6 protein-coding genes and 1 pseudogene are annotated in these 14,557 nt (G+C 68.6%); 3 read left to right on the forward strand and 4 right to left on the reverse strand.

Features of this window, described 5'->3' with window-relative positions; translation table 11 throughout:
* Positions 1-7 precede the first annotated feature (7 nt).
* Positions 8-457, forward strand: a complete 450-nt coding sequence (locus CTZ28_RS33525) for a hypothetical protein (protein ID WP_147481230.1) — start codon at positions 8-10, stop codon at positions 455-457.
* A gap of 156 nt (positions 458-613) precedes the next feature.
* Here CTZ28_RS33525 and CTZ28_RS33530 read toward each other — a convergent pair whose 3' ends face one another.
* The gene (locus tag CTZ28_RS33530; RefSeq protein ID WP_121893497.1) at positions 614-850 is read right to left on the reverse strand and encodes a transposase; all 237 of its coding nucleotides are present in this window, start codon (positions 848-850) and stop codon (positions 614-616) included.
* A 4-nt stretch (positions 851-854) separates the two neighbouring features.
* Positions 855-1,094, reverse strand: a pseudogene (locus tag CTZ28_RS50020) (helix-turn-helix domain-containing protein); the annotation flags it as partial.
* Between the two features lie 121 nt (positions 1,095-1,215).
* Here CTZ28_RS50020 and CTZ28_RS33540 point away from each other — a divergent pair.
* Positions 1,216-1,686: a DUF5959 family protein gene (locus CTZ28_RS33540; RefSeq protein WP_121893498.1), complete on the forward strand. Its 471-nt coding sequence runs from the start codon at positions 1,216-1,218 to the stop codon at positions 1,684-1,686.
* A gap of 395 nt (positions 1,687-2,081) precedes the next feature.
* Here CTZ28_RS33540 and CTZ28_RS46665 read toward each other — a convergent pair whose 3' ends face one another.
* Positions 2,082-2,330 carry a hypothetical protein gene (locus CTZ28_RS46665; RefSeq protein ID WP_147481231.1) on the reverse strand — a complete coding sequence of 83 codons (249 nt, stop codon included), beginning with the start codon at positions 2,328-2,330 and terminating at the stop codon, positions 2,082-2,084.
* Positions 2,327-10,570 carry a polymorphic toxin-type HINT domain-containing protein gene (locus CTZ28_RS33545; protein WP_121893499.1) on the reverse strand — a complete coding sequence of 2,748 codons (8,244 nt, stop codon included), beginning with the start codon at positions 10,568-10,570 and terminating at the stop codon, positions 2,327-2,329. Before CTZ28_RS33545 ends, CTZ28_RS46665 begins: the two co-directional genes overlap by 4 nt.
* A 359-nt stretch (positions 10,571-10,929) precedes the next feature.
* Between CTZ28_RS33545 and CTZ28_RS33550 the strand changes: the two genes are divergently transcribed.
* Positions 10,930-14,481, forward strand: coding sequence for an FG-GAP-like repeat-containing protein (locus CTZ28_RS33550; RefSeq protein ID WP_147481232.1), 3,552 nt, complete (start codon positions 10,930-10,932; stop codon positions 14,479-14,481).
* The last annotated feature ends 76 nt before the right edge of the window (positions 14,482-14,557 follow it).

The raw sequence follows: 14,557 nt of genomic DNA on the forward strand, positions 1-14,557 counted from the left end.
GGTCGCGATGAATGGCAATGGAGGGTTCTGTGAGCCGATTTTCGGCATGCCGCTCCCTGCTTGCCTGACCACGTCGATACAAGATCGCAGCTGGATGGATTTGGCCAACTCCCCCAGGATCGAAGAGGTGTTCGGTCAGACCCCCGTACGTCCCCGTTTCTACTCGACCTCCGGAATCACCGCGGCGACGAAGTGGTGGCGCAACGAGCTCGATGAAGAGACCCTGCAGTGCTATCTCGGTACATCCGAAGAATGTGCCACCCCCGGGAATATTTCACGGATGAAGACCGTGATAATCGGGGACCTGGGGCCAGATCTTCCTTTCGTCTTGGACTACCGCGATTCCCTCGCCGACCCAAGCGTCGCCTTTCTGGGGGAAGGTGACGCCTGGCGAAGGGTCTCCGAGAATGTCTGCGACCTGCTCGCCATGCTCGGCTCGCAGCGGCCCGATGTCTGATCCGTGAGGGTGTGAGGTGTAACCTCCCCACTCGACCAACTGTTGCACTGGATAGCAGTAGCAAACATGAAGCCCCGTCAGGAGCGTCCTGGCGGGGCTGCAGCACATCGTGACGGCAGTAGTTGACGCTGAGGTTGAAAGGGTGGGGTGACAGGATTACGGGGGCTCCAGCCCCAGTCCGGTCTCGGCGATGGAGCCGTCGAGTACAGCAGGGCGGCGTTGGATTCCGCGTAAGCGGCTCTTCACGAGCGGCGCGAGGTTGGCCAGGGACTTTTTCAGATGTGCCCGGACACCTTCGGCAGGATTGAGGTCGGGTGCGTGGGGCGGGAGTTTGACGATGGTGAGCCAGTCGCTGTTGCGGTCGCAGAACTCCCGCAGGGCCCGCCTGCGCATCGCCGAGCCGGCAGGGAAAGCCGCCGGCCCCCTTGGACGTCAGGGCCGCTCTGCCGCTCTCACGCCAGGCGGCGTACCAGGCGTATGCCGACTTCCGCGACACCCGTAACCTGCGGGCCACCTCCCGCGGCCGCACCCCCTGCTCGAACATCCCCGCGGCCTCGAAGCGCACCGCTTCACGCTCTGCCCGCCCCGCGGCGGTCAGACCGCCGCCATCCGCATACCTACTCCATGCAGCTGCTATTTACCACGGCTGCCACGCCAGAGAACTCTGCGGGGCGCCCGTCCGAGGAAGCCGACCGTATCGCCCATCGGACACGCTGCAAGCAGATCATGACATAGTTAACGCGGAACCATGGCCGGCCATGAAACATCAGGATGGCATTGTGGATTTGATCAATCTGTCGGACGGTAAGAACAGCGTCCGCGTGCATGTTCTGGGGCGGCGAGGACCGGTTCTACCAGTACACGACTTGCTCGATGCTGTGATCATCGTAGAGAGCAGTTTTATCAGTGGGCTCCTCGATATCTGTTTCTATCCCTCGGATCTGGAGGAGTGGTCCCTGGCACTGGATGCCCTCGGCGCGGGTCAGAACGTCGAATGGCTGGACAACGGAAATGGCCCAGTAATCGGGATCAAATTGCCCAACGAAGATTGCGACGTCCCAGCAGTGCTTATCGCGGACACGTCCGGTTCCGGCACGTCGGCAACCATCCCGGTCGTCCTGGATGACGGGTGGATCGAGGAGCAGCGCGAGCACCTCCGCGAGGTGACGCAAACTTGGCCGAGCAAGGTACTGAAGACGTCACCAGGCGCCTACGAATGGCGTCACTGAACAACTCTCCGAAGTCGGCCGGCATCCGGCACTCCCTCCAGCGCACCCGCACCGACTGCCTCATGCACCTCCCCACCAAGACCCGCGCGTCCGAACGCCGTATCGCGCTCCCGACCGAATGGCCTCCACCCCCTCAAGGAACACAAGGAACGGCAGGATCGGAATGGCGAGACAGCGGCCTCGTCTTCACCACCCCGATCGGCGGACGTCTCGATCCAGCCAACCTCACCCGCCGCCTCCACAGCTTCCTCGACCGGGCCAGACTCCGGCACATCCCCACGAGGAATCTCGTGGGATGCGGCCGTCCGGCTGCGTTGCCGCTGCGTCAAGCACCTCAGAAAGCCCCACAGACGCTCTCGCCAGTGGGGCTTTCTGTCAAATCTGCGAGTTATCTCCTAATCACTCGACGCGCCATCCGAAGGGTGGGCTACTTCTTTCGCGTAAGCGATCGCTTCCACCACCACGTTCACGTCAATTTCCCCCAGTGTCGGCATTAGGGAAAGGGTATCCGCAGAATCCATGCGGATCTCACAGACGCAGTCCCCAGTGTCCATGGCGCGACATTCCACGTAGTTGGCTTCCTCGTGAATGCTGGCCACAAAGAAGAGACGGTATTTGCGTCCCGCGATCTCTACTACCCTCATCCGAGGAACCCCTCGAATGTGAGCCCGCCTCCGCGCATACTCCAGCGTGCACCGTAGCTGCCGTCCGGATGCCAGACGTCGCGAACCGTACCTCCATAGTGCGCCGAGGCAGAACCCACTGTGTCTGTACTACCTGGATTGGTCAGCAACTCAAGGACCATATTGTCGCCCATTTCAGTACGCTCTGCATCTGAAGCGAGAGTCGGGAACTTACTCGCATGAACCGGTCCACGGCTGGGGTCTGCGTGCTTCTGCAATGCCCTCCCGGCATTGCTTTGACCGCGTGCAATTTTGCCGGTACGAGTATCGATTTTGGCCTTCTTGTAAGGCCCGGTCGCCGCATCGGCAAGCTCGTCAACGGACGCGCCTCCACAGTTATGAACCAGGACCGGCGCAGCCCCAGCCAGGACATAGTACGTGTGCGCGCTGCTGACCGTCAGGTTGTGGACCGTTGCGTTCAGGGTCGTCCAGCGGTGGAGTGCCGTGATCTGGACCAGGGTTCCCGAGCCCGTTCGGAGCCACTCTCCCGGCTTCAGGTCCGTCGCGTCGATCCACTCGCCGAGTTCGGGAACCCAGAACGGGTGCCCCGCCGTTGCCGTGACCTCGGCTGTCCTGCCGTCGATGTCGATGGTGACCTGGACCAGGTGCTTCACGCCCTGGCCCTTGATCTCCGCGGTGACCGTCTCCGCTCTCGTCTCGCCCGTTTCCGGGTCCGTCGCCAGGACCCGGTCGCCGGCCTTGACGTCCTTGATCGGCTTGGTGGAGCCGTCGGCCATCAGGACAAGGGTCTGCGGGACGAAGCTGTTCGCCGTGCAGGCTTCGGCGCCGCCGCCATCGCCACCGCCGCCGCCACCGCCGCCCGAGTTCTCCTTGCCCGAACTGCTTCTCGATCCCCCGGACTTGTTCTCCGCCTTGCCGCCGCCCGTGGAGCCCTTGTGCTGTGCCTGGGTCCGGGCCTTCACCTGGACCGGGTTGCCCCGGGCTCCCTTGGAACCGGTGTGGGCCTTCTTCCGGGCCGCCGCTGCCGCGGCCTTGGCCGCTTCGCGTGCCTTGCGTTTCGCCTCCGCCGCGGCTGCTTCTGCCGCCTTCTTCGCCTTGATCAGCGCCGCCTTCGCCGCACGGGCCGCCTTGATGCCGGCCTCCGCGGCCCGTTTCGCCGCGCGGAACGCCTTCACCGCGCCCATCGTCGCCTCGAAGGCACGCCACATCTTCTTGCCCTTGGAGAAGATGCTGGTCCACGGAATGGCGTCCATCAGCAGACTGCCGCAGGCCCACAGGTCGCCCTGCGAGAAGCAGCCGACGACGTCGTTCCAGCCGACGAACTCCTTGAAGACGGCCCAGCCGGTCGCCAGGATGACGTCGCCGATCGTGCGGTTCAGCGTCTTCTGGTAGTCGGCGATCTTCGCGTCCAGCGCGGCGATCGACGCGTCGAAGCTGGACGCCGACGACGTCAGACCGGACGGATCCGCATGTGTCACCGGGTTGTTGTTGGCGTAGGAGTAGCCGTTCGCCTGGAGCGGGTCGCTGTCGTCCAGGACCGGGTCCGCCGAGATGAAACGGCCCGTGCCGGGGTCGTACTCGCGGGCGCCCAGGTGGGTCAGGCCGGTGCCGGTGTCGTCGTCGCCGGTATGGAAGCCGGTGTGCGAGCGGGGCGCGAGGTTCGCCGCGCGGTCCTCGCCCCACGGGTCCTTCTTGGCCACCCGCACGCTCATGCCGCCGTCGAGACGGACCTCCGCCAGCGGGGTGCCGTTGAGGTCGGTCGCCTGGGCGAAGACCTGTTCCGTGACACCGGATACGGCGGTGGAGCCCTCCAGGTAGCGCGTCACGGACGGGCCGCCGATGCCCGCGTAGGTGCGCTCCACGTAGCGGACCTTGCCCGCGGTGGTCAGGGAGATCTTCGTGTCCGGCAGGCTGAGCACCGCGCCCGCGCTGGTGCGCTCCAGCAGCCGGTTGCCCATGGCGTCGTAGACGTAGCTCGTCTCCGAGGCGGGAGTCCACAGTTGGGTCGCCGCCGTCGTGTCGCAGGTCGCGAGCGTCAGGTCGGTGCCCGACGTGGCGGCGGGCGCGGACAGGCACCGGGTCGAGGAGACGTGCTGGATCTGACCGGTGCTCAGCGTCTGCCAGCGCTGGGACTCCACGCTCTTGTCACAGGGCTGGATCAGGACCGCGGACCCGATGGCGGTGCCGGTCGGCTGGGCGCACTGTCCGGCGACGACGAGCGAGCCGGTCGAGGGGGAGTCGACCGTACCGCTGTCCTCCGTGTCGGCGGCCTGGACGCGGAAGTTCTGCGCCCTGCTGCCGTTGCAGACGTAGAGCTGGAGCGCGGTGCCCGCGGTGGCGATGCCTCCGGCCAGGTCGAGACACATGGCGCCGGCGCCCACCCAGGCCCCGGAGCCGTCGGCGCCGAAGCCGGTCACGGACTCGGTCTTGCCGTCCCAGGTCCAGGAGATGGCCTGGGCGGTGTCGCCGCCGGTGGAGCGGGACTCCAGTGCGCCGGCCGCGTCGTACGTCTGCGTCGAGCGGGTCTTCACGGTCGCGCCGGCCGCGGTCGTGGAGGTCGTGGTGTACGACGTCAACGTGTGCGGCTGGTCGTTCTTCGCCGTGTCGCTGGTGCCGAAGGCGTAGTCGGTGACCACGTCCTGCTTGGTGTCACGCGCCCCGGACGTGAAGGTCGGGTCGGCCTGGTGGTCGGTCTTCCGCTTGCGGTTGCCGAGGACGTCGTACTCGTAGGACTGCCAGTAGCCGGAGTTGTCGGAGGAGACGTTGACCAGTCCGTCGGAGTAGACCGGTGCGGCCGTGGTCCTGCCGGTGGCCGTGCAGGCGCCGCCGCCCGGTGTGGTCCATGCCTCCTTGAGCTGACCGATGAAGTCGTAGGTGAAGCACTGCCGGTCGGTGGTCGTGCCCATGCGGTCGGCGACGGACAGGACGTTGCCCGAGGGGTCGTAGGCGTAGGAGCGCTTGCTGACCTCACTGCCGGGGACCACGGTCTTGTCGGGGGTCTCGGCCTCCCGGACGAGTCTGCTGGTGCCGAGTTCGCCGGTGGACTCGTCGAAGGTGTTCTCCTGCCACAGCCGGTGGCCCGCCTCGCCGACGGTGGCGGTGAGCACCTGGCCGTAGGGCGAGTAGGAGGTCTCGGCCGCGTACCAGTCCTGGCCGGACACGGAGGTCGGCAGGCCGGCCTCGTTGTACCGGGTGATGACGTCCTCGGCGCTGAGGCCGCCGGCCGCCGGGGCGGTGTACTTCTCCAGCTGGCCGTCGTCGTTGTACGCGTACTGGTAGCGGTACTGGGTCGCGAAGCCGTCGGCGGTGTGGCCCGGAGTGGAGCCGGGCGGCAGGGCCAGCGTCATCTCGGTGGGCTGGTAGTCGGCCGTGTACCCGGTGATGGCGGTGGTGTACGGCTTGCCGTCGGTGTACCGGGTGGCCGAGGCGAGCTGCCCCTTGCCGCCGGTCGCGGCGTCGTAGGCGTAGGCCTGGACGAGTGTGGCGGTGGCGGAGTCCGGCGGGGTCGCCCTGACCTCTTCGACGCGGTTGAGGCGCTCGTAGGTGTACGTGACGGTCTGGCCGCGGGCGTCGCGCGCCGAGTCCACCCGCCCGTAGGTGTCGTACTCGGTGTGGGTGGCGCCCGTGTCCGGGTCGGTGGTGTCGGTGACCCGGCCGAGCGCGTCGTAGGTCCAGGTGCGGGTGTTGCCGACGTCGTCGGTGGTGGTGACCAGGTCGCCGCGGACGTCGTAGTCGTAGGTCGTGGTGACCGCGCCGGCCTCGGTCAGGGCGGCGTCGGTGAAGGTGTCCTGGCGGACCGTGCGGCCCAGCGCGTCCGTCCACACCCGGGAGGCGGGTGTGCCCTGGGGCTGGCGGATCACCGTGTGGTCGAGGCCGTACTCGTAGCGGGTGCGGCGGTCCGTGGTCGGCACCGGCTTGTCGCCGTTCATGGCGGTCGCGCCGGTCTGCGCGTACGAGTGGTGCACCGGGGTGACGGTGAGGACCCGGCCGAGGCCGTCGTAGGTGTAGGTGGTGGCGTTGGGGATCTCGGACTCGGATCTGGGGACGACGAGTTCGGTGCCGGGTTCGCCCTCCGTGTAGTAGGCGTTGCGTGTGTAGCGCACCTGGCCCGCGCTGTTGTGCAGGGTGTCGGTGACCAGCCGGCCGCCGCCGACCGCCGGGGTCTGGGTCTGCCGCTCGCGGCCGAGGCCGTCGTAGATCGCGGTGGACGCCTGGTAGGTGCCGTCACCCGCGGCGCGGGTGGGGTTGTCCTTGAGGGACTCGGTGACCACGGAGACCGGCTTGCCCGGGTCGGTGTGGTACGCGTAGCGGACCGTGGGGTCGTCGGTGGCCGACTGGGTGGCGTCCCAGGCGGCGACGGTGCGGCCGAGCGGGTCGTACTCGTAGGACGTGACACGGTCGTTGGCGTCGGTGGACTTCAGGGTGGCGCCGCGGCCGGGCTCGACGAGGGTGGTTTCCCGGAAGCCGGTCTCGGCGCCGTCGACGATCTTGTGGCCCGTGACCGTCTCTATCTTGTAGACCTGGCCGTCGGACGGTGTGTACGTCGTGATGTTCTCGACGCCGGTCGGGTCGGTGGCCTTCAGGACCCGGCCGGTGGCGTCGTACTCGGTGCGCGACTCGGGGTGCGTGGTCTGCCAGCCGGTGCCCGCGCCGGTCGGGGCGACGGTCTTGGTGACCAGGCCCTTGGTGGGCGTGGCGGTGTGCGAACTCGCGCCGTCGTAGAACATGCGCGAGCCGCTGACCATGGTCTTGGCAGTGGCGCTCGAGAGGTCGGTGGAGCAGGTGCTGGTGCCGGTGGTGGTGACGGTCTGGGCGACCAGGCCGACGAGGTAGTTGGTCCCCGAGGTGTTGTGCACGTACGAGGTCGCCGTGCAGGTGTTGTCCTTGGGATCGGCCTCGTCGCCCAGCTCCCGTACCAGAGTGGGCAGTCCGTAGGTGTCGTCGTACTCGGTCCTGGTGGTGACCGTGCGCAGGGTGGAGCCGTCCGCGCCCTTGCCGGAGGCCTTGGTGATCGTCCTCGTCTCGCCGAGGGTGACGCGCTCGGCGGTGACGTCGGGGCCGTCCGTGCGCTTGCGGGTGGCGAGGCGGACAGGGGCGTCGGGGATGTTGACGGAGCGGGATATCCAGCCGGATGCGGTGGCCGCCCGGTCGTCGGGGTAGGTCAGCGACTCGGCGACCAGGCCGGCGTACGCCTTGCGGTCGGTGGCGAGGACCGCGCCGGTGACGTCGGTCATCGTGGAGCCGCGCTTGACGTCGTCGGACGACTTCTCGGGGGTGTCGTCGGCGAGGACGTCGTCGGCCATGCCCCGGAAGTAGCGGGTGACCGACTTGGAACCGGTGGTGCCGTCGGTCTCGTCCGTGGCCGAGGTGACGGCGGTGACGACGGGGTAGCCGCGCCAGTCGTCCCAGGTGCGCTTCTTGGGCCGGGTGAACTCGCCCTGGTTCTTGGCCCACAGCGCGCCGTCGACGGCGTCGCCGAAGGTGGCGTACGCGTACGTCGTGGTGATGTCCTTGGACTCCTCGGGCTCCGCGAGACGCGGGTGCTCGGTGATCTTCTCGACGACGTACTTGTGGAACCAGGAGATCCGCTTGTCCTCCAGCTCGCCGTCGGCGTGCCAGTACGCGGGGTAGCAGAGCTGGTCGTTCTTGTCCTTGGCCGGACGGCCGGAGCCGGTGAGGCACTTGTCGGTGGGTACCTTGTACACGACCTCGGTGCGGCCGCCGTACTCGGAGACGACGTCCTGGATGCGCAGCCGGGCGAAGAGCGGGTCGGTGTCCGATGAGCCGTTCTTGACCCGGTTGGGCAGGGGTCTGTCGTTGTGGCCGAAGGTGACCGGGTTGAGGCGCTGGGTGGAGCCGTCCACCGCGTAGCCGGTGCGGGAGACGGACTCCAGCCACAGCGCGGTGTACTCGCCGGTCAGGTTCCACGGGAACGACTGCTTCAGGCCCCAGGAGTCGACCTTGGAGAGGAGCGTCGTGGTGGCCGAGTCGCCGGACAGGCCGCAGGCGTTGCGGCTGCCGGTCTCGTTGCCGTCGGCGTCGACGCTGTACTCGGTCAGCCGGACGCCCTGCTCACGCTGGGCGCACGCGTCGACGGAGGCGAGGCGCTTGCGCGACCAGAAGGTGGGGGCGTAGGTCGTGCACTTCTTGCCGCTCGCGCAGGCGAGGTCGGCGGGGGTGTCGAACCAGGGGCGGGTGCGGTCGGAGCGCTTGGAGGCGAAGTTGGCCTCGGAGCACTCCACCTTCAGGGAGTTGTCCTCGAAGCAGCGCTCCTTGGCGGTGAACAGCATCCGGCCGAGCGGCTCGGCGCTGTAGAGGGTGCCTGCGCGCTGCCCGTAGTCGATGTGGGAGAGGTAGCCGGCGCGGTCGTACGCGACGGCCTTGGCCTCCTTCATGTCCTGCGCGTAGGCGTTCTTCTCCTTCTCCCACCACAGGGTCATCGCGTTGCCGCTGGTGTCGACGACGTAGTCGAGCTGGAAGCGCCAGCCCTGGTCACAGAAGGAGTCCTTGAACGCCGGCTTGTAGCAGGGGTCCTCGGTGTGGTTGCCGGCGACGGGGACGTTGAGTACTGAGTTGGTCTCGGGCTCGCCCGGGCTCCAGCCGGGCAACCGGTTCATGCCGAAGTAGTACTGGGTGCCGTCGCTGGTGGTGACTCGCCAGAACTCCCCGTTGTCGTCACCGTTGCCGGAGCCGCTGATGCCCGTCAGGGTCTTGTAGTCGGCCGCGTCGAGCAGCTCCACGCGCAGGTTGTCGCCGCGCGCGCTCTTCCACTCCTTGGTGGCGTCGTCGCGGACCAGTTCGGTGGTGGTGCCGTTGAGGGAGAGGACCGCGTTGTACGAACCCCAGCACTGGTCGCCGGTGAAGTGGTCCTTGTTGTTGGCGTTCGCGGTGTCGGCGGCGCAGCCCACGAAGGTGCGGGTGATGGAGCCGGGGTTGTAGTCCCAGCCCTCACCGGCCCAGGAGACCTGGTTGTTGGTGGCGGACGTACGGCCGTCGGAGGTCTGCGAGTTGTAGCTGAGGGTGACGTTCGGCGACGGGCCGGACGGGACCTGCGGGGCGGCCATCGTGTAGGAGTAGGTGAACGCGCCGGAGGAGCCGCCGGCCGTCCAGGAACCGGCGGACACGATCGGGCTCGCGCCGAAGTCGCCGCCGGCGCCGGAGCCGTAGGAGCCGCCCACCAGCAGGCCGCCGCTCGCGGAGTCGGCGATCCGCCGTACGGCATCGGCCGCCTTGGCGCCCCGCCGGACGGCGGAGTCGACGACCGCGTCGCCGCCGGTGCTCGCGGCGGTGTTCGCGGTGGTGTTCGCGGTGGTGTTCGCGGTGGATGTGCCCGCCGCGACAGTCCGCAGGTCGGCGGTGTCCAGGGTGACGTTGACGAGGGTCTCGGGGACCTCGGCGGTGGTGGCGCCGGGCTCCTCCGGCTCGTCGCCCGCGCCGTCCTCGCCCGGGTCCGGCTCGGAGCCCGAGGAGTCGCCCGCGTCGAGCGGCACGGTGACGGTGGAGCCGGTGCGCTCGACGGCGGTGGTCACCGGAATCCCGGTGGAGCACTCCTCCACCTCGGGCGTCGTGGTGTAGCAGGCCGGCATCAGGCTGAAGGAGAGCCGGTCGAGCCACTGGGCGCTGTAGGTCTCGGCGAGCTTGCTGGCGTCGATGGAGACGACGGCGTCGCCGGTGGCGGTGGCGGGTGCGTCGACGGCGAGCAGGAAGCCCTGGGCGCCGCCCGCCACCGCGTCGTCCTCGGACGCGGCGGCCACGCTCCAGGCCCCCTTGAGAGCCTCGGCTTCGGCGGCGGAGGCGCCCTCGGGTGCGCCGACACCGATGGTCATCGTGCCGTCGGCCGACGCGGCGACCTCGGTGGTGGTGCCCACGCCCGGGTGGTCGAGGGTCTTGGTGCCGGACGCGGCGGGCACCTCGGCCACGGCGGCCGGGTCGTACGCCCGCACGCCCGTGATGGTCGTCCCGGCGAGTTCCGCCAGGTCGCTGCTCTTCTTTTCGTCGATCTCGACGGGGTCCGTCCGCTGTTCCTCGGCGAGGTCGACGGCGACGCGGGAGTCGGCGGGGCCGACGGCCGCGGCGCCGGGCAGAAGGGTGACGTTGAGGGCGAGGAACAGACCGGCGACGACACCGATTCGTGCTCTGCGTCGGATCAGGCGTTCGCGCGGCGATCGCGCCAGCGAACCCCGACCGCACCAGGACAGCACCGTACGCACGGCCAGGCCGACCTTTCCCCCCGTCACCACGATCGAATGCGGTCGCCCCGATGGCACATGGTGAGCAATGGCTTACAGACTGAACAGGAAGATAAGGAGGTCGTGAAGATCTTCGTCAAGCTGTGCCGATTCCGTGTTAGCTATGTCACGTTCCAAAACAAGACAAAGAACTGCAAAGAAAGATTCCTTCGCCCTTTACCCGGACGTTGCCAAGTCATCACCGACCGAAGGGTGTTGATCTCTCCCGGAAGAGCCGTCCATACTCCAACCGCCCACTCCGGCATGTCGTGCAACCGTCACGAGCAGTCACCACGCCCCAGGGCACCCGAGAAAGAGCACGCCGCCGCGGTGCCCGCCGTGTCGCGTCCCAGCCTGTTGGAGAAGGGCCCTTGAGCGACCTCGACAGCGCCATCGGAACGAGCGCCCCGGCGCCGTCGACCGAGCCGACTCCCCCTGGCCGACGGCGTGTTCGGCGTGCCGTGGCGGCCACCGTCGCGCTCGCCGTACTGGCCGGTGGCGGCATCCTGCTGGCCCTCCGGGGCCAGGACGACGCCGGCTCAGCCGCGAAGTCACCGCGCGCCGCGCGGCCGGTGGCCGAGGACGAGGCGCAACGCCGGGCGCGTGAGACCGACCGGAAGGTCGACGTCACGGCGCTGACCGACGAGTTCTCCACGACCTACGCCAACCCGGACGGGACGTTCACGTACCGGGCGTCGGTCGCTCCGGTCCGCGCGCGCACCGAAGAGGGCGCGTGGGCCCCGGTCGACATCAGCCTGGAGCGGGACGGAAGGAACGGCTGGCGCACCGTCAACTCTCCTTATCCGGTGACCTTTTCGTCGGGTGGCGGCTCCGGGGTGAACCGGGCGGGTGCGCGCACGTCCGATACGTCGGTCCGGTCCGCCGTGTTCCGCGCCGACGCCGCCGCCGATGCCGACGCCGCCGCCGAGGCCGCCGAGGCGGCCGACGGGGACACCTGGTCGCCGCTGCTGACGATGACCGCCGAGGGCCACGAGGTCGCGTTCGCGTGGCCGGGTCCGCTGCCCGAGCCGGTCGTCGAGAACAACAGGGCGCTGTACGAAGGCGTGTTGCCGGGCGTCGACCTGATGCTGTCGGCGCGCGACACGGGGTTCACCCACGTCCTGGTGGTCCACTCGGCCGAGGCCGCCGCCGCGTTGGCCGCCGATCCGCCGCGCTACCGGGTCACCTCGCCGACCCTCGCCTTCACGCTCGACCCGGCCACCGACGTGCTCACGGCGAAGAACGAGGCAGGCCAGGAGATCGTGGTCTCCCCGACGCCGTTCCTGTGGGACTCGGCGGGCACCCACGACACGGACGAGCCGGCCGCCGACCCGGACGCCGCGACCGGCACCAACGAGAACCCCGAGCGGGTGGAGGACGGTCCGTCCCGTACGCCCGAGGCTCCCGAGACCGAAGGGAGCCGGGACGAGGACCCCGACGAGCACGCCGTGGAGAACGACCCGGACGCGCAGGCCGACCCAGTCGCGTTCACCGCGGGCAACGCGCTGGCCCTGCCCGCGGCGGGCGGTCCCGGTGAGGGCGCCCACGCCGCCACGGCGGGCGCGGCCTTCGCCGGTGACGTCCTGACGATCACCCCGCCGAGGGACTACCTCTCCGAGACCGAGGGGCTCACCTACCCGCTGTTCCTCGACCCCTCCACCGTCGGTATCCGCTCCAACTGGACGACGGTGTACAAGAAATACCCCGGCTCCAGCTTCTACGACGGGGCGAACTACAACGAGGACACCAAGGAGGCCCGGGTCGGCTTCGAGCGGCAGACCTGGGGCACGGCCCGGTCGTTCTTCAAGCTGAAGCTGAAGAACTCCATCAAGGGGGCGGACGTCTCCAGCGCCACCCTGAAGGTCCTGGAGACGCACTCCTGGTCGTGCAGCAAACGCACCGTCCAGCTGTGGCGCACCGACGCCTTCAACACCAAGACCACCTGGAACCGCCAGCCCGCCTGGAAACGGAAAATCACCTCGAAGTCGTTCGCCTACGGCTGGAAGGCCAACAGCGCCTGCCCGGACACGAACGTCAACTTCACCGTCACGACACTGGCCCAGGAGGCGGCCGACAACGGCTGGACGGACTTCAACGTGGGCATGGTGGCGTCGACCTCCTCGTCGGCGCCGACGGGTTCGGCGAGCAGCCTGGAGACGGACACGTACTCCTGGAAGAAGTTCAAGGCGGAGGGCAGCGGTGCGCCCTCCGTGACCATCAACTACAACCGCAAGCCCAACACCCCGACGTCGGTGACGATGAGCCCGGGCACCTGCGACACGAGCACCTCCCCGTACGTCAAGGTCGGCAAGTCGGAGACCCTCGCGATCAGCGCCAAGGCGACCGACCCGGACGGTGACCTCGCCAAGCTGGAGTACGAACTCTGGGAGACGGGCAAGCAGGACACCACCACGCGCAAGCTCACCAAGAACGTGGACGACGGGGAGACCGGCGCCGTCGCGATCAAGTCGTACCTGACCAACGGGAAGACCTACTCGTGGCGGGTGCGCGGCTGGGACGCCAAGGTGAGCGGCAGGTGGGCACCCACCGGCGGTGACGGCGTCTGCCGGTTCACGTACGACACCACCCTGCCCGACTCCCCCGCGCCGGTGATCTCGACGGACTTCCCGAGCGACAGGGACGACGGGATCGACGGGAACGAGGAGGACGACGTCCCCGACGTGTGGTCGAAGGAGCCCTTCGGCACCGCCGGAAGCTTCACCTTCGAGGTCCAGAAGCCGGTCGACCCCGCCAAGGATCCGAACGCGGACATCGTCAAGTTCGTCTACTCCATCAACAACACCACCTACGCCGGGTGGGCCTGCGCGAACGGCGCCCAGGGCACCACGGGCGGTCTCACCAAGTCCTGCGCGACCCCCATCAAGACGGCCACCGTCACCGGCGTCCAGCCGCCGGCCGCCGGACCCAACACCCTCTACGTCAAGGCCGTCGACGCGGCCGGCAACATCTCGCCCAGCCCCACCAAGCACGTCTTCAACGTCAAACCGCGCTCCAAGCCGGACGGCCCGGGCGACCTGAACGGCGACGGCACCGCCGATCTCGGCCATGTCACCCTCGCGGGAAACCTCTGGATCGGCGCGGTCTCGCAGAACGGCGCCTACCAGGTCAACACCTACGGCACGCACGAGAAGGGGACCTCGCTGAAGGGCGGCGCCACCGCCCCGCACATCTGGGACGGCAACGGCACCTACTCCCTCGTCACCCACAACGGCGACTTCGCGCCCGCCGACGGCATCACCGACTGGGTGGTCCGCACCCCCGAGGGCCGTCTGTTCGTCTACCCCGGCGACGGCTACGGCTCGATCGACGTGAGCAAGCGCATCGAGGTGCGGCTGCCCGCCAACGCCCCCGATCCGTCGACGTTCTCGGAGATCAAGGCGGCGGGCGACATCACCGGCGACGGTCAGCCGGAGCTGTTCGTGGCAGGCGGCGCGAACGGCGCCGAGCTATGGGTGTTCAGCGGATACAGCGGCGGCACGTTCGCCGAGGCGACCCAGATGACGACGAGCGCGTGGGGCGACGCCGAACGGGACTTCGTCGCCGTCGGCGACTACAACGGCGACGGCGCGGCCGATCTGACCTACCGCACCGCGGCCGGCAACATCATCCTGCGCAAAGGCATCCTCGACAGCAGCGGCAAGGGCACGGTCCTCAAGAGCCTCGGCCAGTCCGGCTGGAGCCTGGACGGCGACAAGGTCTACGCCGCGTCGTCCTTCACCCGGGCCGCCTTCCCACTGGTCTACGGCACCCCCGACATCACCGGCGACGGCATCCCCGACCTGTGGACCACCAACGCGGCCGGCGCACTGCTCCTCCACAAGGGCGGTGCGGCGAGCCTGGGTTCGTCGATCACGGTCCGCACCGGCGGCTGGGGAGCGACGGTGGTGCAGCAACTGGGCTGACCCGCAAGGCCGTTCACGCCACGACGCAGGGCCGGGCGACAACGTAGGAGATTTGACGAGCCGTCAGGCCGCGTCG

Origin of the sequence: Streptomyces shenzhenensis (genome assembly GCF_003688995.1) — a bacterium.
GTDB lineage: Bacteria > Actinomycetota > Actinomycetes > Streptomycetales > Streptomycetaceae > Streptomyces > Streptomyces shenzhenensis_A.

Bases quoted from the DNA above. Each gene is read 5' to 3' on its own strand.
- CTZ28_RS33525 (WP_147481230.1), top strand. From the start codon at position 8: ATGAATGGCAATGGAGGGTTCTGTGAGCCGATTTTCGGCATGCCGCTC.
- CTZ28_RS33530 (WP_121893497.1), bottom strand. From the start codon at position 850: ATGCGCAGGCGGGCCCTGCGGGAGTTCTGCGACCGCAACAGCGACTGG.
- CTZ28_RS33540 (WP_121893498.1), top strand. From the start codon at position 1,216: ATGAAACATCAGGATGGCATTGTGGATTTGATCAATCTGTCGGACGGT.
- CTZ28_RS46665 (WP_147481231.1), bottom strand. From the start codon at position 2,330: ATGAGGGTAGTAGAGATCGCGGGACGCAAATACCGTCTCTTCTTTGTG.